Raw genomic sequence first — 22,873 nt, 5'->3', positions numbered from 1 at the left:
CCTGCGCCGCACCGATTTCCCGATGACGCTCAGGCGTTCACGGTGTGATCGGTGCGGACCTGCCAGCGGCCGTCGGTGCGGGTGAGCCGGACCGGATGGTCGAAGCAGGTGCTGATGTTCTCGCTGGTGAGCACCTCGTCGACGGAACCCGCTGCGACACAGCGGCCCTCGCGCAGCAGCATGACGTGGGTGGTGCCGGGCGGCAGCTCCTCCAGGTGGTGGGTCACCAGCACCGACGACAGCTCCGGATGGGTGGACTGCAGCCGGTCGATGCGGTCGATGAGCTGTTCGCGCCCCGCCATGTCCAGGCCGGTGGTGGGCTCGTCGAGCAGGAGCAATTGCGGGTTCGGCATCAGCGCGCGGGCGATCAGCGCGCGGCCGCGCTCGCCCTGCGACATGGTGGGCCAGCGGGCGTCGCGGCGGTGCGCCAGCCCCAGCAGCTCGATCAGCCGGTCGGCCTCGGCGATCTCGGCGGCGGTGGGATTCCAGCGCTGCTTCAGATCGGCGGTGTTGGTCAGGCCGGTGAGCACGACCTCGTGCGCGGTGAGCGGATAGGGCGGGGCGTGGCGCGGATCGACGTGACCGATAGCGGTGCGCAATTCCCGCATGTCCACGCGGCCGAGGCGATGGCCCAGCACCTCGACGGTGCCGCGGGTGGGATGTTCGAAGGCGCCCAGCATCTTCAGCAGCGTGGTCTTGCCCGCGCCGTTGGGGCCCAGCAGCGCCCAGTGCTCGCCGGGACGCACCGTCAGCGACACCGCGTCGAGGATCGGGTTGCCGTTGCGCACGAAATCGACGGCGGCGACCTGGATGATGGGGGTGTCGGACATGCGGCCCACGGTAGCAAACTCCTCAGACAAGCTGATGGGTGATCTATGTCATGGGACGATCTGTGTACCCTGGCCGGGTGACCATCGAGGCGGTGCTTTTCGATTTCTCCGGGACCCTGTTCCGGCTCGAGGACGACGAGAGCTGGGCCGCGGATCTGGTGACCGCCGACGGGCGGCCGCTCGATGCGGACGAGACGGCCGAGATTCAGCGGCGGATGACCACGCCGGTCGAACAGGTCGTGCAGTTCGACGAGCGTGGGCTCTACGCCTGGCAGCACCGTGACCTGAGTCCCGAGTTGCACCGCGAGGCGTACATGGAGGTGCTGCGCCAGTCGGGTCTGCCACTGCCGAACGCGGAACGGTTCTATGCGCGCGTGATGGACGCGCTGGCGTGGACGCCCTACCCGGATACCGGCGCGGTACTGAAATCCCTGGACGCACAGGGGATTCCGGTCGCCATTGTCAGCAATATCGCATTCGACGTGCGCCCGGCGTTCGCCGCGCACGGCTGGGAGCGTGACGTCGCGGCCTATGCGTTGTCCTACGAGGTCGGCGCGATGAAGCCGGACGCGCGGATCTTCCAGTGGGCGCTCGACCGCCTCGGCGTCGACCCCGAGGCCGCGCTGATGGTAGGGGACAGCCGCGAGGCCGACGGCGGCGCAACGGCTCTCGGCTGCGAATTCGCCTGGGTCGACCCGCTGCCTACGGCCCAGCGGCCGGACGGACTGGGGTCGACATTGCGGGAGCACGGTCTGAAAGTCTGACCGGCGCACCGTGTCCGGGCCGTCATGGCCTATCGGGATGATCGCGGAGCCGGTCGCGTTCGGCGGCGAGCGCGGCGTTGGCGTTGCGTAGCTCGGTGTTGGCGTCTTCGAGATCGAGGATGCGCGCGATCGCGGCGAGATTGATCCCCTGCCCGGCCAGGGTGGCGATGCGGGCCAGTCGCGCCAGGTCGTTGTCGCTGTAGCGGCGGGTGCCGCCGCTGCTGCGGGCGGGGGTGAGCAGCCCGTGCTGCTCGTACAGGCGCAGCGAATGCGTTCCCATTCCGGCCAGTTCGGCGGCTACCGAGATCCCGTACACCGCCTGTCCCGGGCCGGGCCGGTGACCGCCACCGAATCCCGGCGGGTGGTCGTTGCCATCGATCGGCATCTCTCTCCTCTGCTCGACGCCATCAGATTACCTCTGCTGAGACCTTGCACTCTCCTGGGTGGAGTGCTAAAACAAATTTAAGTCAGATGACTTAGGTTATCTGTGTTCCTTCGATAGGAGAATGGAGTGAGTGGAGGTGGCGACCATGCTTATGCGCACCGATCCGTTCCGGGACCTGGACCGTTTGACCCAGCAGGTGTTCGGCACCCCGGCCCGTCCGGTCGTGATGCCGATGGACGCCTGGCGCGAGGGTGACGAGTTCTTCGCCGAACTCGACCTGCCGGGCATCGACCCGGAGTCCCTCGACCTGGACGTCGAGCGCAACGTCGTGACCGTGCGGGCATCGCGGCCACAGCTGGACCCCGACCGGACGATGATCGCCGCGGAACGCACCCGCGGAGTGTTCTCCCGCCAGCTGCTGCTGGGAGAGAATCTCGACACCGACGCCATCCGCGCCGACTACCGCGACGGCGTCCTGCGCCTGGTCATCCCGATCGCGGAGAAGGCCAAGCCCCGCAAGATCGAGGTCACCCGCCACGAGCAGCGCCGCTCCCTGAGCGAGCAGCCCGGCGGCGACCGCGAGGCGATCAACGCCTGAAGCGTCCTACGCGAACCCCTGTGCCGGAGGATGAACGAGTGCGAATCCTTCGGCGGCGGGTGGGCTCGATCGGCGCAGGCCTTTCGGGCCCACCCGGCCGCAATCATGGACCCGGCTCACCGACCGAACAGACGAAACCTGGATCGCACACTGATTTCGATGACGACCATGACCGCTTCGCTCAACGATTACGAACCCGGCGCCGATACCACCCCATCGTCCGCCATCGACCCGGCTCATCATGGTGGGCCGGTCGTGTACTGGCCCGTCCCCAGCGGTCTCGAGAGCTGGTGGACCGAGGTCATGGACGGTGCCCTCACACCTGTACCCGCTCGCCCGGCCCGTCTCGTTTCGGCCGTCAGCAGCCGAGTTGGTCCGCGAGATCTTCGAAATCGGTTGCGTTGAGGTCGAATTCGTTCGTGAACTCGGTGTCCGCCAGGCCGGGGGCGCCGAATTCCAGTGGGCGGGCGACGAAGGCGGTGCGGAAGCCGAGTTCGCGCGCGGCGCGGATGTCGTACTTGTGGCTGGCCACCATCATGATCTCGCTCGGATCGAGGCCGAGGTAGCGCGCGGCCATGCGGTAGGCACGCGGGTCGGGCTTGAATGCGCCCGCCATCTCGGCGGCGAAGACCGCATGCCAGGGGAGATCGCCGTGCCGGGTGATGCTCACGACGGCGTCGACGTCGGCATTGGACAGGGTGGCCAGCGTGTAGGTGGTGCGCAGCCGGGTCAGCGCGGGCACGGTATCCGGCCACGGGTCCAGGCGCTTCCACGCATCGTTGAGTTCGTGGCGCTGTGCCGGATCGAGATCCAGGCGTTCGGCGTCCAGCAGTTCGTCGAGGGCGTTCCGGTAGATCGAGGAGACGCTGATCCACTTCTCCGAGTTCGTGTTCGTCGATGTGCCGCGGAAATACGCTGCGCGCCAGTCGTTCACGAAGGTCGACCAGTCCCGGCCGGGGTATCGCGCGCCGAGGATGCGCCGGGCCTCGCGGGTGACGGTGGAGTGGAAGTCCGTCGCGGTGCCCTGCACATCGAACAGCAGCGCCTTCGGCCGATCGCTCATGCGCGAGACGTCAGCGCTCGACCAGCGGCGCGTCCGGAGAAGATGCAGCCGCCGAGGAAGGTGCCCTCCAGGGCGTTGTAGCCGTGCACCCCGCCGCCGCCGAAGCCCGCCACCTCACCGGCGGCGTACAGCCCCGGGAACGGCGTTCCGTCGGAACGGATCACCTGGGAATCCAGGTTGGTCTGCAGGCCGCCCAGTGTCTTTCGGGTGAGCACATTGAGCCGCACGGCGATCAGCGGCCCGTGTGCCGGATCCAGGATGCGGTGCGGGGTGGCGACCCGGCCGAGCTTGTCGCCGCGCGAACGGCGCGCGTTGGCGACGGCCATCAGCTGGGCGTCCTTGCTGTAGTTGTTGGTCAGCTCGCGGTCACGGGCCACGATCTGGCGTTCGAGATCGGCGAGGTCCAGCTGCGGGCCGCGCGAGATCTTGTTCATGCCCGCCACCAGTTCGCCCAGGGTGTTCGCGACGACGAAATCGACGCCGTGCTGCTTGAACGCCTCCACCGGGCCCGGGGCGCCCTTGGCGATGCGGCTCTTGAGCGTGAGCTTCAGATCCTTGCCCGTGATATCCGGATTCTGCTCGGACCCCGAGAGCGCGAACTCCTTCTCGATGATCGACTGCGTGAGCACGAACCACGAGTAGTCGTAGCCGGTGCCGAGGATCGCCTTCATCGTGGCATTGGTGTCGAAACCCGGGAAACACGGTGCGGGCAGACGCTTTCCGTTCGCGTCGAACCACAGCGAGGACGGACCAGGGATGATGCGGATGGCATGGTCGGGCCAGATCGGGTCCCAGTTGTGGATGCCCTCGGTGTAGTGCCACATGCGGTCGCGGTTCACGATCCGGCCGCCGGCGGCCTCGGTGATGCCGAGCATCCGCCCGTCGACGTGTGCGGGCACCCCGGAGATCATCGTCCGCGGGCACGGGCCCAGCCGCTCGGTGGGCCAGTTGCGGCGGATGAGGTCGTGGTCGTGGCCGATGCCGCCGGAGGACACGATTACGGCCGGGGCGCGGAACTCGAACTCGCCCACCGTATTCCGCGACGAGGCCTGCCCGCGTTCGAGGTCGGAAGGCTCGAGCACGCCGCCGCGAACGCCCGCCACCGCATCGTCCTCGACGATCAGGTCGTCCACGCGGTGCCGGAAGGCGAATTCGACCAGGCCGCGCCGCTCGGCCTCCAGGACCGGCTCCAGGAACACCCGCACCACCTCCGGTCCGGTGCCCCAGGTCAGGTGGAAGCGGGGCACCGAATTGCCGTGCCCGTCGGCGGTGGCGCCGCCGCGTTCCGCCCAGCCCACCAGCGGCGTCACCCGGAGGCCGAGATCGTGCAGGTACTGCCGCTTCTCGGTGGCGGCGAACTCGACGTAGGCGCGCGCCCACCGCCGTGCCCAGTGATCCTCGTCGTCGCGATCGAATCCGGCCGAGCCCTGCCAGTCCTGCCAGGCCAGTTCGAAGGAATCCTTCACCCCCATGCGCCGCTGCTCCGGGCTGTCCACGAAGAACAGCCCACCCAGCGACCAGAACGCCTGTCCGCCCAGGTTGTTACGGTTTTCCTGGTCCAGTACCAGTACCCGCCGCCCGGCCCGGGTGAGCTCGTAGGTGGCCACCAGTCCGGCCAGCCCGGCTCCGACGACGATGGCATCCGGCTGCTGAGACGGCGCCATGGGGGACTCCTTCGCGCTCGGTCTAATGGATACATGAGTGTATCGGATGGTTGTCAACGTAGCAGATGCCCGCGCGCGACGACCAGAAGATGTCGCGGCGGATATTCCTCCGGCGGTTCCGTGAAATGTTTCCATATGGGAACTTGCTGTGGCAGAATCGTTTTGAGTGACTTGCCGACCGAATGATCGTGCAGTTATCGGGCCGTCGGCACATTTCAGTGCGCAGGGAGGGGCGGAATGAACCGATATCGGCCCGTGGTGGCGCCATTTCGCAGAGAATTTCCGGTCGGCCGACCGCACCCATGACGAGACCGCGGCGGAATCGATCCGAATCGGGCCGGCCGGAGGTCGGGCAGCGTATCGAGTTGCGGCGGCTGCAATTCGGGTTGTCCCGCCGGGTCGTCGCCAATCTGGTCGGCCGCAGCGAGGAATGGCTGCGACTGGTGGAGTCCGGGCGGCTGCGGCTCGACAGCGTGGAGGTGATCACCCGCCTCGCCGATGTGCTGCGGATCGACGATTTCCGCGATCTGATCGATCGGCCGGTGCGCGGCGGCCGGTCGGCGGCCTGGAACGCCGGAGACCTGTTCGACGACCTCCGCTCGGAAATGCTCGACCATCCGGCGATCGGCGTCACCCGCGCCGCCGCGAACGGCATCGGCGAGCGACCCGTGTCGATGCCGGGCACGGCGGACGCCCTGGCCGGCTGCGAGCGTATCTGGCGGCAATCCCGGCACCGGTATTCGGAACTGGCACAACGTCTTCCGCGGCTACTCGCGGCGGCGAGGCAGACGTACTGGCGGTCGGCGGGCGCCGAGGGGGCGGACCCGCTGCTGCGGGCCTACCACCTGACGCGGGAGGTGCTGTCCGGTATCGGCGCGCACGACCTGGCGTGGCTCGCGGCGGATCGGGCGATGGTCGTGGCGAGCTACAGCGACGATCCGCCGGTACTGGCCGCGAGCGCATGGCAGCTGTCGGATGCGCTGCTCCGCCTGGACCGCCCCGGTGCCGGGCGTGACTATGCCCTCGCCGCCGTGGCCCGCCTGGCCCCGGGTCGGTCCGATGTCGACGTGCTGCGCGGCGCGCTGCAACTGCTGGCCGCGACGGCGGCGGCCGCGATTCCCGATCCCGCGGAGGCCGAACGGCTGCTGGACGCGGCGACCGGAACCTCCGTGCGACTGGGTGCCGTGCACTGCGTCCGGGGAATCGGCTTCGGGCCGACCGAGATCGGGCTGGCGCGGATGGAAATCGCGTTGGCCCGCAACGATGTCGACGCGGTGCTCGGTGCCGCCGCGGAGACCGAGCCCGCCGACGACTGTCCGGTCGGCCGGCGCGCCCGCTATCACACGATGGCGGCGGCGGCGTTCGCCGGTCGCAACGACGACATGGGCGCGGCATTCGAACTGGCCAAGGCCGCCGATGCCGCCGAGGAGGACCTGCGCTACGACCTCGACGCACACCGCACGCTGCGGCAGCTGCTACAGCACGACAACGGCCTGCTGCGCCGCGACCTCACCCGCTTGGCGGCACTGGTCGGACAGGACGGCAGGCCGGGGGACTGAACTGGGGTCCAGCCGGGTTTGGGGCCGATGTTCTTGGCTGTCCGGACCCGGCCGAATTGTGGTCCGGGGGCAAATCCGATCGCTTTTCGGCTCCAATCACCTTGGTCCATAACGGCTTTGGTGCGGGATAGGGTCGGTCGCGCAAGATCGTTTGCCGCACGGCGCGAATTCTGGCGATCGAAATGAGGTTCTATGACGATCACGGCTTTCACCGATGTAGCGTTCGCCGAACTTCCGGCGGGGACATTTGCCTATCGGCGGTGGGGCGGTGCGGATCCGGGCAGGCCGGTGGCGGTGCTGCTGCACGGCAACGCCGATTCGTCCGCGGCGTGGGCGCGGGTCGGACCCGTTCTCGCCGAAGGGTTTACGGTGTACGCCCTGGATCTGCGCGGTCACGGCGCCAGTGCTACACCTCCGGCGGGCCGCTACGAACTCGACGCCGCCGCCGACGATGTGCGCGCCTTCCTCGACGCGCTGGAGCTGCGCTCACCGCTGCTCGTCGGCCATTCCTGGGGTGCCGCCATCGCGCTGCTGGTCGCGGTCGGCAGCGGCGACAGTCCCGCCCGCCCGCTGCGCGGCCTCGTCCTCGAGGAATTGCCGCCGGAGCAGACGCTGGATTTCTATGGGGCGGAACGGGTCCGGCGGCTGCAGGCCGTCGTCGGCGCGGCGCCCGAGGAGATTCGGGAGTTCGTGTCCGAGCGGCACCGCTCGTGGCATCCGGTGGATCTCGATACCTTCATCTACGGTCTGACGCAGGTGGATTCGACCACGGTGCGGGCGGTGAGTGCCGAGGGCGCGAGCCAGGGACCGCTGCTACCGCTGCTGGCGGAACTCACCGTCCCGACGCTGCTGCTGCGGGCCGATCCCCGGCAACTGACGATATTGAACGACACCGACTGGGTACGGGCCCGCGATCTGCTGCCCGTACGCGCCGGGGCCGTGCAAATTGCGGACGCGGCGCACGACATCCATCGCACGGCGTTCGACGAATTCGTCCGTGCCGTGGAGGAATTCCTGCGCGAAACGAACTCGTCACCGAAAGATCCTGCGGGAGAGCGGCCTTCCGCCGAAACGTCCGCGCAGTCGCCGAGAATCACACCTTTACCGGCGGAGGAGGTCGGTCGATTGACCGGAGGCCGGTTCCAGGGCGAGGCGCTGGCGCCGTTGTTCGGCGGGGCCGGTGCGGCCGTGCTGGGCGATAAACCGCCCCTCAACCTGGTGGCCACCGTCGCGCACGATCCCGATCTGTTGATCGCGGTGGCGCCGCTGCTGCTGCGGGTCGCGAACGGCCGACTGCCCGCGCGCGACCGGGAAATCGTCGTCCTGCGGGTGGCGGGGAGCACCGGGAGCCGGTACGTCGGGGCCATTCACCGGCGGGTGGCGACGGAACTGGGGATGAGCGAGCAGGAGATCGACGCTGCCACAACCGATCCCGAAGCCCGCGAATGGACGGAACACGACGCGGCACTGGTGCGCGCGGTCGACGAATTGCGCGGACCCGGCGCTACCGTCACCGACGAGACGTGGCGCCGCCTCGGCATTCGCTACGACGAACCGCAGCTGCTGGAACTGCTCGCGCTGGTGGGCGCCTACACACTGGTGGCCGGTCTGGCGAACTCGTGCGGCATGCCGGTCGACGAATGGCTGGGCGATCCCGCGGGATCACCCGATCCGAACGCGATGGTCGGGCGTGCCGGCGGGTACTCGAAGTAGCATGACCGAGCTGACCCGAGACGAGGCTGGGCCGGTGGCTCAGGCCGAGATACCTCCGCTCTACTCGCCGTTCGTGCCCGCCATTCATCCCGCGCACGCGGAGATCAACCACAACACCGCCGTGTGGGCCGAGAATCTCGGCATCGGTTCGCCGCGATTGCGGCGACAGCTGGCGGCACACGACATCGGCGCCTTCGCCGCGCGCATCCTGCCGGAGGGCGACGCCGCGGTGGTGCAGTTGCTCGGGGACTTCATCGTCTGGTTGTTCCTGGTCGACGACGGGCACTGCGAGGAGGGGCGATTGGGAACGCTCCCGGGCGAACTCGCCGGTGAACTGTCCCGGCTGCTGCGCGTCGCGGAGAATCCGGATGCCGCGATGGTCGTCGACGAGCGCCTCGGCGCGGGGTTGCGGGAGCTGCGGCAGCGGATGGACGAATACGCGACACCGAGTCAGGCGACGCGCTGGGTCGAGGGGCTGCGGCAATACTTCCTGTCCGTGGTCTGGGAGGCGCACCACCGGGAGCGGGACTCGGTACCGAGCCTCGACGACTACACGCTGATGCGGCTCTACACCGGCGCCACGACGGTCATCTTCCCGCTGCTCGAGATGGCGCACGGCTACGAGCTGGACGCCGACGAACGGGATGCGACCGCGACGCGCGCGGCCGTCGAGATGGCCTGTTTCGTCATCTGCTGGGACAACGACATTCTGTCCCTGCACAAGGAGAGCCGCGGGGATCGCTACTGGCTCAACGCGATCCGGGTCCTCGCCCGGGAACGCGGCGCGAGCCCGGCCGAGGCCCTCCCGATATGCGTCGCGCAGCGCGACCGCGTCACCTGCCGCTACCTGCGCGTGCGCAATCGGTTGGCCACAACGGGCGGACCCGCCCTGCGGCGCTACCTGACCACAGCGGATTCCTTCATCCGCGGCGCCCAGGACTGGCAGGCCACCTCCAGCCGCTACACCACCCCGGACGACATTGCGCGCCCATCCCTGCGCTTCACCGACACCCCCACCGACAGCAGCGATCAACCACTGGATATCCCCTCGATCGCCTGGTGGTGGACCGTGTGAGCCGATCGGGTTTTCGCCGGTAGATTCCGGTGACGGCCGAATTATGTTGTCAGGACGGGGAGTTCGGTGATGGTTCGGTCGAACAGGAGGCCGCGCCAGGTCAGGTGGGACGGGGGGACGGCGAGGTGGAGGGTGGGTATTCGGGTGAACAGGGTGGTGAGGGCGATGCGGGCCTCGGCGCGGGCGAGGTGGGCTCCCGCGCAGAAGTGGGGGCCGTAGCCGAACGCCAGGTGTGGGGGTCCCGCGGTGCGGTGGGAGTCGAAGGTATCGGGGTCGGGGTAGCCGTCCGGGTCGCGGTTCGTGGCCGACAGCAGGACCAGGACCGGCTCGCCGGCCGGGATCGTGCATCCGGCGATCTCGGTGTCGTCGGCGGCAAATCGCCAGGGGCTGAACGGGAACGGCGCGTGGTAGCGCAGCAGCTCCTCGACGAACGCGGCGGCGGGGGCGGGACCGTCCAGCAGTCGGCGGCGCTCCTCGGGGCGGGTGCAGAGCACGACTGTGCCGTAGCACAGTGTGATCTGGGTGGACGCCGTCCCGGCGGCAAGGAGCATGACGATGTTGGAGGTGATCTCGCGACGGCTGATGCGGCCGTGCCGGTACTCCTGCTGCAGGATATCGAGCAGGCGGCCCGAATCCGGGTCTCGGGGCTCGCGAATCAACTCGCGCAGGAGGTCGACCAGCAGGGCGGATGCTTCTCGGTAGTCGGTACCGAGCGGGTCGATACGGTCGCTGATCCGCTGCATGTAGGCCGACACCCGGGGCGCGAATTCGACCGGAATACCGATGATTTCGCTGATGACCCGGGTGACGAGCGGCCGGGCGACGTCGGCGGCCAGATCGAACTCGGACCGATCGGCGACCTGTTCGATCAGCTCGTCGGCGACCTCCGCGATGCGCGGCTCGCGTCGGCGCACGGCCCGGGCGGACAGGTGGGGCGCTATCAGACCGCGTAGCCGGGCGTGCCCGTCGGGCGGGGCGTTGAGCAGGTGATCGCCCTCTGCGGCCATCACGTCCTCCGCGTACCGCCGCCCCCCGAACATCTCGTGTGGTCGCCGTATCTCGGTGCGCGACTTGACGAATCGGGGATCCTGCAGAACCGAACGGCCCAGCGCGTACCGCGTGACGGCCCAGATCCGCAGTCCATCGGGCAGGCGTAGGGGTACCACGGGCCCGGATTCGCGGATGCGACGATACGCGTCCTCGGCGAGGGCCTCGCTCGGCGCGGCATCGATGGTGGTCTCGGTGTGGGTTGGGTGATTCATCCGTGCTCCGCCGGGTCAGGGCAGCGCACGCTGGACCAGCGTGCACAGATCGTCGAGTGTCCGGACATCGAAGAGTTCGTCCTCGTCGAGTTGTATGCCCAGCCGTTTCTCGAGCCCGCTGACGCCCTGCACGAAGCGCAGCGAGTCGACGCGGGCGAGGCCGGTGATAGTGCGTGACATGTCCTCCGGCGCAATGGTGATCGCGAGGACCTCGCTGAAATGTGTGCGAACGAGGTCGGGGACGTCGACTGCGGGCCGGGTCATGATCGACTCCTTTCCAGGGATTCGGGAGTGTGCAGGCGCTGGATTTCGAGGCGCTTCCATTTGCCGCTGGTGGTGCGGGGCAACCGGTTTCGGCCGACGAGCCGCGCGCGGACCGCCGCCAGGCCCAGCCGCTCGGATACCGCGGCCTCGATATCGGCGCCGAGCCGGTCGTCGGACGGCTCGGCGCATTCGGCCACGACGACGATCTGCTCGTGCCGCGCATCGGCGAAGGCCACCGCATGCCCGTGATGAACACCGGCCACCGATCGGGCCACGTTCTCGACATCGGCGGGATAGAAGTTGCGCCCGTGCACGACGATCATCTCCTTGATCCGGCCGACGACGTACAGCTGCCCGTCGAGCTGGAATCCGAGGTCCCCGGTGCGCAGCCAGCCGTCGTGGAAGGCGGCGGCGGTCGCCGTGTCGTCGTTGAGGTATCCGGAAGTGACCGCGTCCCCGCGGATCTCGATCTCGCCGAGGGTGCCTTCGGGAAGTACGCGGTCGCCGTGGACGATTCGCACCCGCATGCCGAGCACCGGCCGCCCGAGGGCCACGAACTCCGTTGCATCGGGATGGTCGTCGGCGACTCGGACGACCGGACGGCCCGGGTTCAGGTGCCGCCGGTGAACACTTGCCGTCGCCGGTTCCTCGCCCGGTTCGGGCATGGTGATGGCGAGGGTCGCCTCCGCCATCCCGTAGCACGGATACATCGCCGCATCGGCAACACCCGAGGGCTCGAACGTCTCCCGAAACCGTCGGACCGTCCGCGGCGTCACGGTCTCGCCGCCGTTGATCGCCAGCCGCCACCGGCCCAGCCCGCCCGGGTGGATGCGCGGCTCGGCGCCGATCATTCGCTCGTATCCGAAATTCGGGCCGGTACAAATGGTTACGCCCCTGTCCGCGAGGTACTCGAGCAGTCGCTCCGGGTTCCGGATGAACCCGAGCGGACCGAACAGGTGCGACGGCGCCGGTGTCGCGAGGGCGGTGAGCGCGCCGATGAGACCCAGATCGTGAAACAGCGGAACCCATTGCGCGAATACGTCATCCGGGGTGGCGCGCAGCTGCGACACGATGGCGGTGATACCGCTCAGCAGCTGCGAATGCGTCAGCACCACACCCTTGGGCCGCGCCGTGCTGCCGGAGGTGAACTGGACGACGGCGGGATCGTCGGGGCGGACAAGTCGGGCGGGTGGATGCGCGGCGGGCTCCGGTGCCGAGAGATCGAGCACCCGCAGGCCCGGTCGCAGCGCGCACAGCGCCTCGGCGGTGGGACGGAACGGTGCGGTGACGACGAGTTCGCGCATACCCGCCACGTCGATGATCGGCGCCAGCCGGTCGGCGGCCGATGCGGGGTCGAGTAGCGGCGTGGGAAGGACGCTGACCGCCGCACCGGCCGCGAGGACGCCGAACAGCGCCGGGAAGAACGACGGCTCGGTGGCGGTGAGGACGCCCACGACGGACCCGGGCCGCACACCCTCGTCGCGGAGCAGCCGCGCGGCGCCCTGGGCGAGCGGCGGGAGGTCTGTGTGCGCGAGCCGCGGCGCGCCGTCGGGAAACGTTATGTCCCCGGAACTTTCGGCGAGCGCTTCCACGAGTTCGACCGCGGTGCGGTACGTCGCGGCAGTGGTCACGGCAGGACTCCTTCCTCGTCGATCGGGCGTTCCACGACCAGGCAGCTGATCGCGAAACCGGCGCCGAAGCCGATCAGCAGCGCCCGGCCGCCGGGCGCGAGAATGTCGTGGTCGAGCAGATAGGCCAGATTGGCGAGCACATCACCGGCGCCGAGATGGCCGGTCCGGTCGGTGAGGCAGATCCGGTCGGCCGCGGGCGGCAGCAGTCCGGTGGTGAGGGCCTCGAGGAAGCTCGAGGTCAGGCGCGGCAGCAGCACCGCGTCGACGGACCGATCGGCGCCGGCCTCGTCCAGCGCGCGCCCGATGCCGAGACGGAGCTGCTTACGCAGGGAGAAGGCGGTCCGCTGATCCACCCAGGCGTCGTATACGTCGGATGCGCCGTCGAACGGATTGCGGTCCGGCAGCAGGCTTTCCTGCGGTGTCCATCCGCAGGAGTCGACGGCGAGGACACGCAGGGGTCCCGGGCCGGGTGTCAGTACGACGGCCGCGGCCCCGTCGCTCATCACCGCGCCCTGCATGCCGAGCCGCCAATGCGCTCCGTCGGGCAGCACATCGCTCGTCACCACCAGCGCCGTCGCCGAGTCGGGTGCGGCGAGCAGATGTCCGATCGCGACCTGGAGGCTCGCCGTGCCGCCGTTGGAGTTCTGCCGGACGCCGAGCGCGAAGGCGCGGTCGGCGCCGAGCAGGCGGGCGACGCGCGGAGCGAGCTTCCAATTCGTCGTCCGTTCCCATACCCAGGAGCACGCCACCAGGGCGAGTGCGCCCGCCTCCGCGTCCGCCTGTTTCAGCGCGTCCTCCGCCGCGGCGACGGCGAAGTCGTCCGGTGGGACCTGGCCGCCGACGAAGATCCGATCCGGCTCCATGCGGTGTGCCTGATCCTCGCTGAGCACGCCCATCCGTACCGCGTCGGCCGCGGTCTGCGTCCGCGCGGGGACGCGGACCGCGGCCGACGCCACCGATATTCGTCCTGCCACCAGCATTGCCGCCTCCGGAAGGGTCGCCGTTCATCGGCGCGATCGCATCACCGCACGAGCCGATCGGCTGTGGTCGTCCGCCGCTGCGGACACGATGCGATGGCGGGCGGACCGGATAGTCCGCGCACCCCGGTGGTCTCGCACGACCCGGAGGGCGCCGAATCCGGGCCCGTCCCGTGGCCGGGGATTACTCGACGATAGCGGTGACGGCGCGGTGAACGACCCAACGCAGTGGGAGCCTGGCGCCGAAAAGGATTGGTGCGGGGCGGCGCGGGTGTTTGCTCCGCTGCGGCGGCCCGGATTTGGCGCTTCGGCGCTGGGCCGGGACCGGTGCCGTCGAAACTTGTCGGTGGGTTCTGGCATGGTTCGGGTGTGCGTACGATGACCGCCGCCGCGGCCCGCCGGACCGCGCTCGCCGCCCAGGGTTTCGCCGCGCCGCGCTCGGCGTCTCCCGCCACTCGCCGGTCCCTGCAGCGGGTGCTGGAGAAAACGCAGTTGCTGCAGCTGGACTCGGTGTCCGCCGTGGTCCGGGCGCACTACGCCCCGGTGTTCAGCCGGATCGGCGGCTACGATCGCACGCTGCTCGACGAGATGGCGTGGAGCCACAACGCCCGCCGCCCGCGGCGGCTGGTGGAGTACTGGGCGCACGAGGCGGCGCTGCTCCCGGTGGCGGACTGGCCGCTGATGCGCTGGCGGATGGCCCGCTACCGCGACGGGCGCTGGGGCGGTTCGCGGTCGGTGCTGGAGCGTAACCCCACCCTGCCCAAGGACGTGCTCGACGTGATCGGGGAGTTCGGCGCCTGTACGGCGGGGGAGGTGGAGAAGCACCTCGAGCTCGACCGTCCCCGCCGCAAGGACCACTGGGGCTGGAACTACAGCGACACCAAGGTCGTGTGCGAGGTGCTGTTCGCCACCGGGGAGCTCTCGGTGGGCAAGCGGGTCGGCTTCCAGCGTCACTACGACCTGACCGAGCGGGTGCTCCCGCCGGAGGTCCTCGAGCGCGAGATCGAGGAACCGGATGCCGTGCGGGAACTGGTGCGCCGGGCCTCGACCGCGCTCGGTATCGCCACGGAACCGGACCTGCGCGACTACTACCGCCTGCACCGCCGCCAGACCGAGCCCGCCATCGCCGACCTGGTCGATGCGGGCGAACTGGAACAGGTGCAGGTCACCGGCTGGGACCGGCCCGCCTATCTGCGCACCGACGCCCGCACCCCGCGCCGGGTCGAGGGCGCCGCCCTGCTGTGCCCGTTCGACCCGCTGATCTTCTTCCGGGCGCGCACCGAGCGGATCTTCGACTTCCACTACCGCATCGAGATCTACACCCCCGAGCCCAAGCGGGTGCACGGCTACTACGTGTTCCCGTTCCTGCTCGACGGCGAGCTCGTGGCACGGGTGGATCTGCGGGCGGAGCGGGCCACCGGCCGCCTGCTGGTGCCCGGCGCATTCGCCGAGACCGGTTGGGACAGCGGCTATGTCGTCTCCGAGCTGGCCCGCGCGCTGCGGGAGATGGCCGACTGGCTGGAGCTGGACACGATCGAGGTCGGGTGCCGCGGTGACCTCGCTGCCGCGCTGAGCACCGAATGCGGCGCCCGCGGACGACGAAATTCCTTGCGGTAGAACCGGACAAAACCGCGTCGCGTCCGCTGCCGTTCGGTGCTACCTTCGGCTGATGTCGTCGAACCGCCTGCGGCGCAGTCGAATTGTCCGAATGTGTGCGCTGGTCGCCACCGCGGTGCTGATCGCGTCGGGCTGCGGCGGATCCGGCGGCGAGACCGGGGGAGTGCAGCCCGCGGCCGGGTCGTGGCCGCCCGCCGACGGACGCGGCGACTGCGCGGTGAGCAAGCAGGAGAACGTGCCCGCCACCATGCGCGACGGCGTGGTGCTGCAGTCCGACGTGTACCGCCCGCAGACCGCCGATCCGGTGCCGGTGATCCTGATGCGCACCCAGTACGGCAAGGCGGCCGCGCAGGTCCAGCCCTACCGGTACCAGTCACCGGACTGGTTCGCCTCGCACTGTTATCTGGTTGTCGTACAAGACATTCGGGGGCAGGGGAAATCGGGCGGCACCTTCAGCGAATTCGGCCCCGACCTGGACGACGGGTACGACTCGGTGGAATGGGCCGCGGCGCTGCCCGGCACGAACGGCAAGGTCGGCATGTACGGCTCGTCGTACGTCGGTGCGACCCAGTGGCTCGCGGCGGTCCGGACCCCGCCGCACCTGACCACGATCGTGCCGGCCAACACCTCCTCGGACTACTACGACGGCTGGACCTACGAGGGCGGCGCCTTCCGGCTGGCCTTCGTGCAGCCGTGGGCGATGGAGACGATCGGCCGGACGGCCGCGGAGAATCGCGGCGACACCGCCACCGCCAAGCAGCTCCTGGCCGACGGCGCGGAGTACACCCGCTGGATGACCTATCGGCCGTACCAGCAGTTCCCGCCGTTGCGGCCGGACGATCCGGTGGTCGCACCGTGGTTCTACGACTGGATGCGGCATTCGACCCGCGACGACTACTGGAAGCAGTGGAGCATCCGCGACCGATATCAGGACGTCAAGGTGCCGGTGCTCGATATCGAGGGCTGGTACGACGCCTTCCTCGCCGGCGGCATCGAGAACTTCACCGGCATGGTCGGCCGGGGCGGATCCGAGGAGGCGCGCCGCAATCAGCGGCTGGTGATCGGGCCGTGGGACCACGTGGGATGGGGCCGTCCCGGCACCGGTATCACGGCGCCGCTGCTCGACGGTGGTCCCGGCGGGAACAGCCCGGTCAACAACCTCATGCTCACGTGGTTCGACCGCTTCCTGAAGGGCGCCGACAACAAAGTGTCCGGGCAGCCCGCGGTCGACTATTTCGTGATGGGCGCCGACCGCTGGAAGACGGCCTCCGCCTGGCCCCTGCCCGATACGCGCTGGACCACCTATCACCTGTCCGGTCCGGGCGGCGTCGGGCTCGGCGGCCGCAAGGGTGAACTGGTCGCCGACGCGCCGAAGGACCCGCAGCCGCCGGACCGGTACTACTACGACCCGCTGAATCCGGTGCCCAGCGCGGGCGGGCATTCGTGCTGCGGCGCGTCGAGCGGCCCGCAGGGACCGTTCGATCAGGGCGCGGTGGAACAGCGATCGGACGTGCTGACCTACACCACCGCCCCGATGCCGTCCGATACCGAGATCACGGGGCCGACCGAGGTGAAACTGTGGGCGGCCTCGACGGCTCCCGATACCGACTTCACGGCGAAACTGGTGGCCGTCGCCCCCGACGGATCCACGAGGAACCTCAACAACGGCATCATCCGCGCCGCGTTCCGGGACTCGCTGGAACATCCGACGCCGATCGTGCCCGGGCGGCCGTATCAGTACACGATCAAGATCTGGCCGACGAGTTATCAGGTGAAGGCGGGATCCCGTCTGCGCCTGGAGATCTCCAGCAGCGACTACCCGCAGTACGCGCCGAATCCGAACACCGGAGAACCGTTCGGCGCGAGCGCCGCCGTCCAGGGCGCCACGCAGACGATCTTCCACGACGCCGAACACCCGTCGTCGGTGGTGCTGCCGATCATCCCGGCGGGAGACGAGGGTCGTACGACCTTCCCGCTGACCCGGTAGGCCGGACGCCCACGGGGCCGGCCGCTTGCCGACCGATCGCGCCGCGCATAGCGTGGCGATCATGTCGCGCATCGAGATCGAGGATCTACCCGCCGATACCGCCGAGGTCCTTTCGCGCCGCGCCCGCCACGCCGGGATGCCGGTGGTGGACTACGTGCGCCGGGAACTGACGACGTTGACGACCAAGCGGGTCCCCATCGACACGGTGGTGGAGTTCCTGGAGTCCGAGCGTCCGGACTATCCCGCGCCGTCGATCGACGAGGGCGCCATGGCCCTGATCGACACCTACAACCTCCCGGCGGACGCCTGGAGCGTGCTGAGCCGCCGCGCCGGGGCCACCGGCGTCTCCCTCGGCGACTACGTCCGCCAGGAGCTGATCACCCTCGCCCGGCGCAGCACGATCGAGGAGGAGATGCTGGAGTTCCGCGAGATGATGGACCGGGACCCGAATCTCGATATCGATATGTCTGCGGTCGAGGAATCGATCCGGTACGCCCGGGGGCTCTGAGTTCGCTCTCAGCCCGCACGGGCCGGTGCCTCCGGTGACACCCGTTGCGCCGCAGCTGCTTCGGCGGCCCGCCCCCAGCGCCCGGCGAGGGCGGCGCAGGTGAACAGCTGAATCTGGTGGAAGACCATCAGCGGCAGCACGATCAGCCCCACCGGGTGCCCGGCGAACAGCACCGTCGCCATCGGCAGGCCGGTGGCCAGGCTCTTCTTGGATCCGCAGAAGATCATCACGATCCGGTCGGCGCGGTCGAAGCCGAGCAGCCTGCTACCGGCCGAGGTCAGCCCGAGCACTACGCCCAGCACGGCGGCACATACGACCGCGACGGCCAGCAATGCCCAGGGCGACATGCCCTTCCAGATGTGCTCCACCATCCCGGCGCTGAACGCCGCGTACACCACCAGATACACCGACCCGCGGTCCACGACCCGGGTCACCGCGGCGTGCCGCAGCAGCCCGCGCAGCCACGGCCGGAGCAGTTGCCCGGCGAGGAAGGGCAGCAGCAACTGCACCACGATCATCACGATGGCGCCGGGTGAGACCGTGGCACCGCCCGCGGTGTGCATGAGCAGCATGACCAGCAGGGGTGTCGCGAACACGCCGACGAGGTTCGACAGCGACGCGCTGACCACGGCACCGGCCACATTGCCCCGCGCGATCGAGGTGAACGCGATCGACGACTGCACCGTCGACGGCAGCAGGCACAGAAACAGCACGCCCGTATACAGCTCGTCGGTGAGTACCGACGGCACCAGCAGCCGCAGCGCCAGGCCGATCAGCGGGAATGCCACGAAGGTCACGGCGAGCACGCTCGCGTGCAGGCGCCAGTGCCGCAGCCCGGCCAGCGCCTCCCGCGGCTCCAGCCGGGCGCCGTAGAGCAGGAAGAGGACCCCGATGGCGATCTTGGTGGCCCCGTCCAGGACGTCGGCGGCGGTGCCGCGCGCGGGCAACACCACGGCGAGCAGCACGCTGGCCAGAATGCCGAGCATGAAGCCGTCGATGCGGAGTTTGGCAAGGAACCTCACCAGTGCACGGTACGGTCCCGCAAACTGATCACGGAAGTCGTTGGAGGCGATAATTCCGAACGCGTATCGTGATGAATGTGTTCGATCCGGATCTGTTGCGCACCTTCCTCGCCGTCGAACGCGCGGGCGGGTTCACCGCCGCGGGCCGGATTCTCGGGCTGCGGCAGTCGACCGTCAGCGGCCACGTCGCGCGGTTGGAGCAGGCGGCGGGCCGCGAGCTGTTCCGCCGCGACACCCGCAACCTGGCCCTCACCGCGGACGGCGCCGCCATGGTCGGCTTCGCCCGCACCATCCTCGACGCGCAGGCGCAGGCCGAGCGGTACTTCTCCGATTCGCGGCTGTCGGGGCTGATCCGGCTCGGCGCCTCCGACGACGTCATGGCCCGGGAACTGCCCGATGTGCTGCTCGAGTTCCAGCGCAGCCACCCCGGCGTGGATCTGGAGTTGACGGTGGGGCTCAGCGAGAACCTGAAGACGCGCATGGCCGCCGGTGAGCTGGATCTGGTGGTCGGCAAGCGGTTGCCGGGCGAACGGCACGGCGAGCTGCTGTGGCGGGACCGGCTGGTGTGGGCGGGCCGTTCCGGCGCAACGGTTTTCGACGACCCGGTCCCGCTCGTCACCTACCCGCCGCCCAGCCTCACCCGCCACATCGCCCTGCGCGCACTGGAACGCGAGGGACGGGCCTGTCGCATCGCCTGCACCAGCGACAGCCAGCTCGGCCTGCGCGCCGCCGTGCTGGCGGGCCTGGGTGTGATCGCCCATGCCGAAAACCTGCTGCCCGCAGACCTTTTCACCGTCGAGGACGCCCGCCTCCCGGAGCTGGGCGACCTCGAATTCGTCCTCCTGCGCCGCCGCACCCGCCTGTCCGAACCCGAACGCGCCCTCTGCGAGGCGATCACGGCCAACGCCCGCCGCCTGCAACGAGGCTGATCCACGGCCAGCGGCCGAGTGGCCCGCGCCCGCCGCGTGTCAGCTGGGCGGCTCCCGGCCTGTTCCCTCGCTGGGACCACGGCGGTCCCGTCGCCAGCTCTCCGGATGACGTCGTGGCGCGGTGGAACCCCATGGGTCCGATGGATATTTGCCCTATCGCAAGGCTGCTCATCGCCCCACCTTCGCGGGCACCGGTGCCGCCGCGCGCGCCGAGCGTTCGGCGCGGCGCACCACCGTGAGCGCCGTGACGGCCGCCACCACGCTGAATGCTGCCGCAACCAGGGAGCCGCGCCGGAACCCCTCGGTCAATGCGGTGGCCGTCCCGCCGGATACGCCCTGCGCCACCGCGATCGCGACCGCCGCGACGACGGCGGTGCCCAGCGCGCCGCCGATCTCCCGCGCGGTCTCCACCATGCCGCCTGCCAGGCCGCTGACCTGCTCGGGGATGCCGATGAACGCTGCCACCTGGATGGAGACCAGAGACAGTCCCACGCCCACCCCGACGGCGAGGAAGCCCGGAAACAGATCCGGCCAATACGCGGCGTGCACGGGAACTCGGGCGAGCCAGAGCAGTCCGGCCGCCGCGCTGCACTGCGCCAGCACGATCGCCCATCCGGCACCGAGCCGGGACAGCACGGCCGGCGCGAGACCGGCGGCCACCACCACGGCGGTCGCGGCGATGGCCAGGTACGCCACGCCCGTGCGCAGCGCCGAGTAGCCGAGCACCTGCTGCATGAGCAGCGACGCCTGGAAGATGGTCGCGAAGAAGGCCGCATACACGAGGGCGGCAACGAGATTCGCCGCATTCAACGTCGGCCGCCGGAACATCGACAGCGGCACCAGCGGTTCCGCGGTCCGGTACTCCACGGCTACGAAGACGGCCAGCAAAGCGATACCGGCCCCGAGGAAACCGAGCGTGGTCGCCGACGTCCAGCCGTGGTCGACGCTCTTGTTGATGGCGTACACGACCGCGGTGAGCCCGGCGGTCACCGTCACCGCCCCGGTCACGTCGAACGGCCCGCGGTGGGAGATGCGGTCGGCGGGAACGTATTTCGCGATCAGCGCGATCATGGCCGCGACGGTGGGAACATTGATGAAGAAGACCCACTGCCAGCCCGGTCCGGCGGTCAGGGCGCCGCTGACCACGACACCGAACGAGGCCGCGCTGCCGCTCGCCGCGCCGAGCACCCCCAGGGCCTTGTTGCGGGAGGGGCCCTCGGGGAAGGTCGCGACCAGCACGGCCAGCGCCGCCGGAGCGGCGAGTGCCGCGCCGACGCCCTGGACCGCTCGTGACGCGACGAGCTGCGCGAACGATCCCGCGAGCCCCGCCGTGAGCGAGGACCCGGCGAACAGTGCCAGGCCGAGCAGCAGCATCCTGCGCCGCCCGAGGAGATCACCCGCGCGCCCGCCGAGCAGCAGCAGACCGCCGAGCATCAGGACATAGGTGATCACGACCCACTGCAGATCGTTGGGTGCCAGGCCCAGATCGGCCTGGATCGACGGCAGCGCGACGTTCACGATCGCGATATCGAGGGTGATGATGAACTGGGCGCCGCACATCAGCGCGAGAATCGCCCCGGGTTTCAATGCTCGCCGAGGCGATTGCCCGGTCGGCGAGAGTGTTTCGTTGACCATGCATCCCACAACCGGTCGCGCGTCGGAAACTCGTCGCGGGGCCCGCACGTTCCCGCCGTCTCCGGGCATCGCGGTCGCCGCACCCCGCGCACGTTCCCGCACGCCTTCCATCGGCGGCGGCGGGTGCGCGAACATGCACGGGGTGCGAAGAGGGCGTGTGCCGGGTCCGCCCGTCGTGAACCCGCTGTTGCGTGTGTCAGCCGAGGGTGTCGGGCAGGCCGAAGACGCGGAAAAGCTCGGGCTGCAGGAAGACGTGCAACTCCGCGATCTCTCCGCCCGAGCACACGAGCACCTGGATGCCGACGGCCTCGAACCGTCCGTCGTTCTCCTTGTACACCGCGGCGGCGGGGCAGCCGTTGGCCTCGAGCATGATCAGGCGCTTGCGGCGGGAGCCCACCTCGGAGTTGATCAGCCAGTGGCGGAACGCGTCCCGGCCCGACAGCCAGAACGACACCGGCGGCATGTCCACCACGGCATCGTGGCGCAGCAGCGAGACGATGCCGTCGACGTCGAAGCGCTCGAAGGCGGAGACGTAGCGCTCGAGCAGCCCGGTGTCGATCGGCTCGGCGGCCTCCGATGCGGCGGGGGCCTGGGCGAGTACCGCCCGCGCCCGCCGCAGCATGCTGTTGACCGCGTCGACGCTGGTGTCGAGCAGCTCGGCGACCTCGGCGGCCCGCCAGCACAGCACATCGCGCAGGATCAGCACGGCCCGCTGCCGGGGCAGCAGGTGCTGCAGGGCCGCGACGAACGCCAGCTGCACCGACTCGCGCGTGACGGCGCGTTCGGAGGGGTCGCTCCCGGCGCCGGAGGTCGGAAACGGTTGCACCCAGGTCGATTCCGGCAGCGGCGCGCCCAGGTCGGCACGCGGGTCGGCGGCGGCCACCAGATCCATCGGCAGCGCCCGGCGCTTCCGGTCGGACGCCGCGTCGATGCAGACATTCGTCGCGATGCGATACATCCACGGCCGCAGTCCGTCCGGTTCCGCGAGGCGGCCCGCGGACCGCCACGCCCGCATCATGGTCTCCTGCACCGCGTCCTCGGCCTCCAGCGCCGAGCCGAGCATGCGATAGCAGTAGGCCAGCAGCGGCTGCCGCAGCTCGGCGAGTCGGCGCTCCAGTGCCGGGTGGGCGAGGGTCGGGTTCATGCGGTGGCTCCTCGAGGGTCGCGTGCCGGTGCGGTCACAGGGAACGCCTTCGACATGTACGACCGTCGCGGCCGACGAAAGTCGTCGCCGCGCGGCGACCTCGTCCCCGATTGTCCACCGCGGCGGACGGCGGGGCCCGGCTTTCCCGGGGATGTCGGGGCCGGTCGATAGGCTTGTCGCGTGGCAGATCCAGCGACGTACCGGCCGGCGCCGGGCACCATCCCCGTCGAACCGGGTGTCTACAAA

At 69.7% G+C, this 22,873-nt stretch carries 20 protein-coding genes; 9 read left to right on the top strand and 11 right to left on the bottom strand.

Annotated elements, in window-relative coordinates:
• Positions 1-29: 29 nt before the first annotated feature.
• Positions 30-830, bottom strand: a complete 801-nt coding sequence (locus tag NM1_RS12595; protein ID WP_068018643.1) for an ABC transporter ATP-binding protein — start codon at positions 828-830, stop codon at positions 30-32.
• 77 nt (positions 831-907) lie between these two features.
• Between NM1_RS12595 and NM1_RS12590 the strand changes: the two genes are divergently transcribed.
• Complete coding sequence (locus tag NM1_RS12590) at positions 908-1,594, top strand: HAD family hydrolase (protein ID WP_068018641.1); 687 nt, start codon at positions 908-910, stop codon at positions 1,592-1,594.
• Positions 1,595-1,616: 22 nt separating this feature from the next.
• On the opposite strand, the gene NM1_RS12585 is transcribed toward NM1_RS12590, so the two are convergent.
• On the bottom strand, positions 1,617-1,979 hold the full coding sequence (locus tag NM1_RS12585; protein WP_084519515.1) for a MerR family transcriptional regulator: 363 nt from the start codon (positions 1,977-1,979) through the stop codon (positions 1,617-1,619).
• Between the two features lie 145 nt (positions 1,980-2,124).
• On the opposite strand from NM1_RS12585, the gene NM1_RS12580 reads away from it, so the two are divergent.
• Positions 2,125-2,577, top strand: a complete 453-nt coding sequence (locus tag NM1_RS12580) for an Hsp20/alpha crystallin family protein (protein WP_068018728.1) — start codon at positions 2,125-2,127, stop codon at positions 2,575-2,577.
• A 358-nt stretch (positions 2,578-2,935) separates the two neighbouring features.
• Here the strand turns inward: NM1_RS12580 and NM1_RS12575 are convergent, their stop codons facing one another.
• Positions 2,936-3,640 carry a haloacid dehalogenase type II gene (locus NM1_RS12575; protein WP_068018638.1) on the bottom strand — a complete coding sequence of 235 codons (705 nt, stop codon included), beginning with the start codon at positions 3,638-3,640 and terminating at the stop codon, positions 2,936-2,938.
• The gene (locus tag NM1_RS12570) at positions 3,637-5,304 is read right to left on the bottom strand and encodes an FAD-binding dehydrogenase (protein ID WP_068018635.1); all 1,668 of its coding nucleotides are present in this window, start codon (positions 5,302-5,304) and stop codon (positions 3,637-3,639) included. Before NM1_RS12570 ends, NM1_RS12575 begins: the two co-directional genes overlap by 4 nt.
• A 182-nt stretch (positions 5,305-5,486) precedes the next feature.
• Between NM1_RS12570 and NM1_RS12565 the strand changes: the two genes are divergently transcribed.
• The 3 genes from NM1_RS12565 to NM1_RS12555 all read left to right on the top strand — a co-directional run bounded on the left by NM1_RS12565 (position 5,487) and on the right by NM1_RS12555 (position 9,651).
• Positions 5,487-6,863: a helix-turn-helix domain-containing protein gene (locus tag NM1_RS12565; RefSeq protein WP_084519513.1), complete on the top strand. Its 1,377-nt coding sequence runs from the start codon at positions 5,487-5,489 to the stop codon at positions 6,861-6,863.
• Between the two features lie 192 nt (positions 6,864-7,055).
• Complete coding sequence (locus NM1_RS12560) at positions 7,056-8,576, top strand: alpha/beta fold hydrolase (protein WP_068018629.1); 1,521 nt, start codon at positions 7,056-7,058, stop codon at positions 8,574-8,576.
• Between the two features lies 1 nt (position 8,577).
• Positions 8,578-9,651 carry a selina-4(15),7(11)-diene synthase gene (locus NM1_RS12555; protein ID WP_068018626.1) on the top strand — a complete coding sequence of 358 codons (1,074 nt, stop codon included), beginning with the start codon at positions 8,578-8,580 and terminating at the stop codon, positions 9,649-9,651.
• A gap of 41 nt (positions 9,652-9,692) precedes the next feature.
• On the opposite strand, the gene NM1_RS12550 is transcribed toward NM1_RS12555, so the two are convergent.
• The 4 genes from NM1_RS12550 to NM1_RS12535 are packed head-to-tail and all read right to left on the bottom strand — an operon-like array spanning position 9,693 to position 13,788.
• Complete coding sequence (locus NM1_RS12550; RefSeq protein WP_068018624.1) at positions 9,693-10,913, bottom strand: cytochrome P450; 1,221 nt, start codon at positions 10,911-10,913, stop codon at positions 9,693-9,695.
• Between the two features lie 15 nt (positions 10,914-10,928).
• Complete coding sequence (locus NM1_RS43020) at positions 10,929-11,177, bottom strand: acyl carrier protein (protein ID WP_068018623.1); 249 nt, start codon at positions 11,175-11,177, stop codon at positions 10,929-10,931.
• Positions 11,174-12,808, bottom strand: a complete 1,635-nt coding sequence (locus NM1_RS12540) for an AMP-binding protein (RefSeq protein WP_068018621.1) — start codon at positions 12,806-12,808, stop codon at positions 11,174-11,176. The genes NM1_RS43020 and NM1_RS12540 overlap by 4 nt, the downstream gene beginning before the upstream one ends.
• The gene (locus NM1_RS12535; RefSeq protein ID WP_068018619.1) at positions 12,805-13,788 is read right to left on the bottom strand and encodes a ketoacyl-ACP synthase III family protein; all 984 of its coding nucleotides are present in this window, start codon (positions 13,786-13,788) and stop codon (positions 12,805-12,807) included. The genes NM1_RS12540 and NM1_RS12535 overlap by 4 nt, the downstream gene beginning before the upstream one ends.
• A 366-nt stretch (positions 13,789-14,154) precedes the next feature.
• Here NM1_RS12535 and NM1_RS12530 point away from each other — a divergent pair, with 366 nt between their 5' ends.
• The 3 genes from NM1_RS12530 to NM1_RS12520 all read left to right on the top strand — a co-directional run bounded on the left by NM1_RS12530 (position 14,155) and on the right by NM1_RS12520 (position 17,897).
• Complete coding sequence (locus NM1_RS12530; RefSeq protein WP_068018615.1) at positions 14,155-15,402, top strand: winged helix-turn-helix domain-containing protein; 1,248 nt, start codon at positions 14,155-14,157, stop codon at positions 15,400-15,402.
• Positions 15,403-15,454: 52 nt separating this feature from the next.
• Complete coding sequence (locus NM1_RS12525) at positions 15,455-17,389, top strand: CocE/NonD family hydrolase (RefSeq protein ID WP_246011280.1); 1,935 nt, start codon at positions 15,455-15,457, stop codon at positions 17,387-17,389.
• A gap of 61 nt (positions 17,390-17,450) precedes the next feature.
• Positions 17,451-17,897 carry a hypothetical protein gene (locus NM1_RS12520; RefSeq protein WP_068018723.1) on the top strand — a complete coding sequence of 149 codons (447 nt, stop codon included), beginning with the start codon at positions 17,451-17,453 and terminating at the stop codon, positions 17,895-17,897.
• A gap of 8 nt (positions 17,898-17,905) precedes the next feature.
• Here the strand turns inward: NM1_RS12520 and NM1_RS12515 are convergent, their stop codons facing one another.
• Positions 17,906-18,919, bottom strand: coding sequence for a bile acid:sodium symporter family protein (locus tag NM1_RS12515; protein ID WP_068018614.1), 1,014 nt, complete (start codon positions 18,917-18,919; stop codon positions 17,906-17,908).
• Between the two features lie 71 nt (positions 18,920-18,990).
• Between NM1_RS12515 and NM1_RS12510 the strand changes: the two genes are divergently transcribed.
• Entirely contained in the window at positions 18,991-19,848 is an 858-nt protein-coding gene (locus NM1_RS12510; RefSeq protein WP_068018612.1) for a LysR substrate-binding domain-containing protein, read from the top strand.
• A gap of 168 nt (positions 19,849-20,016) precedes the next feature.
• Here the strand turns inward: NM1_RS12510 and NM1_RS12505 are convergent, their stop codons facing one another.
• Positions 20,017-21,483 (bottom strand): MFS transporter, encoded by a 1,467-nt coding sequence (locus NM1_RS12505; RefSeq protein WP_068018608.1) that lies wholly within the window; start codon positions 21,481-21,483, stop codon positions 20,017-20,019.
• Between the two features lie 196 nt (positions 21,484-21,679).
• Complete coding sequence (locus NM1_RS12500) at positions 21,680-22,627, bottom strand: RNA polymerase subunit sigma-70 (protein ID WP_068018605.1); 948 nt, start codon at positions 22,625-22,627, stop codon at positions 21,680-21,682.
• Positions 22,628-22,873: the final 246 nt, after the last annotated feature.

This window comes from Nocardia mexicana NBRC 108244, assembly GCF_001613165.1.
In the GTDB taxonomy this organism is placed as follows: domain Bacteria; phylum Actinomycetota; class Actinomycetes; order Mycobacteriales; family Mycobacteriaceae; genus Nocardia; species Nocardia mexicana.
Note: the sequence above shows the minus strand (reverse complement) of the source record. Positions and strands in the feature narration are given on the sequence as shown.

Coding starts and splice junctions, on each gene's coding strand:
- NM1_RS12595 (WP_068018643.1), bottom strand. CDS start 830: ATGTCCGACACCCCCATCATCCAGGTCGCCGCCGTCGATTTCGTGCGC.
- NM1_RS12585 (WP_084519515.1), bottom strand. CDS start 1,979: ATGCCGATCGATGGCAACGACCACCCGCCGGGATTCGGTGGCGGTCAC.
- NM1_RS12580 (WP_068018728.1), top strand. CDS start 2,125: ATGCTTATGCGCACCGATCCGTTCCGGGACCTGGACCGTTTGACCCAG.
- NM1_RS12575 (WP_068018638.1), bottom strand. CDS start 3,640: ATGAGCGATCGGCCGAAGGCGCTGCTGTTCGATGTGCAGGGCACCGCG.
- NM1_RS12570 (WP_068018635.1), bottom strand. CDS start 5,304: ATGGCGCCGTCTCAGCAGCCGGATGCCATCGTCGTCGGAGCCGGGCTG.
- NM1_RS12565 (WP_084519513.1), top strand. CDS start 5,487: ATGATCGTGCAGTTATCGGGCCGTCGGCACATTTCAGTGCGCAGGGAG.
- NM1_RS12560 (WP_068018629.1), top strand. CDS start 7,056: ATGACGATCACGGCTTTCACCGATGTAGCGTTCGCCGAACTTCCGGCG.
- NM1_RS12555 (WP_068018626.1), top strand. CDS start 8,578: ATGACCGAGCTGACCCGAGACGAGGCTGGGCCGGTGGCTCAGGCCGAG.
- NM1_RS12550 (WP_068018624.1), bottom strand. CDS start 10,913: ATGAATCACCCAACCCACACCGAGACCACCATCGATGCCGCGCCGAGC.
- NM1_RS43020 (WP_068018623.1), bottom strand. CDS start 11,177: ATGACCCGGCCCGCAGTCGACGTCCCCGACCTCGTTCGCACACATTTC.
- NM1_RS12535 (WP_068018619.1), bottom strand. CDS start 13,788: ATGCTGGTGGCAGGACGAATATCGGTGGCGTCGGCCGCGGTCCGCGTC.
- NM1_RS12525 (WP_246011280.1), top strand. CDS start 15,455: ATGTCGTCGAACCGCCTGCGGCGCAGTCGAATTGTCCGAATGTGTGCG.
- NM1_RS12520 (WP_068018723.1), top strand. CDS start 17,451: ATGTCGCGCATCGAGATCGAGGATCTACCCGCCGATACCGCCGAGGTC.
- NM1_RS12510 (WP_068018612.1), top strand. CDS start 18,991: ATGAATGTGTTCGATCCGGATCTGTTGCGCACCTTCCTCGCCGTCGAA.
- NM1_RS12505 (WP_068018608.1), bottom strand. CDS start 21,483: ATGGTCAACGAAACACTCTCGCCGACCGGGCAATCGCCTCGGCGAGCA.
- NM1_RS12500 (WP_068018605.1), bottom strand. CDS start 22,627: ATGAACCCGACCCTCGCCCACCCGGCACTGGAGCGCCGACTCGCCGAG.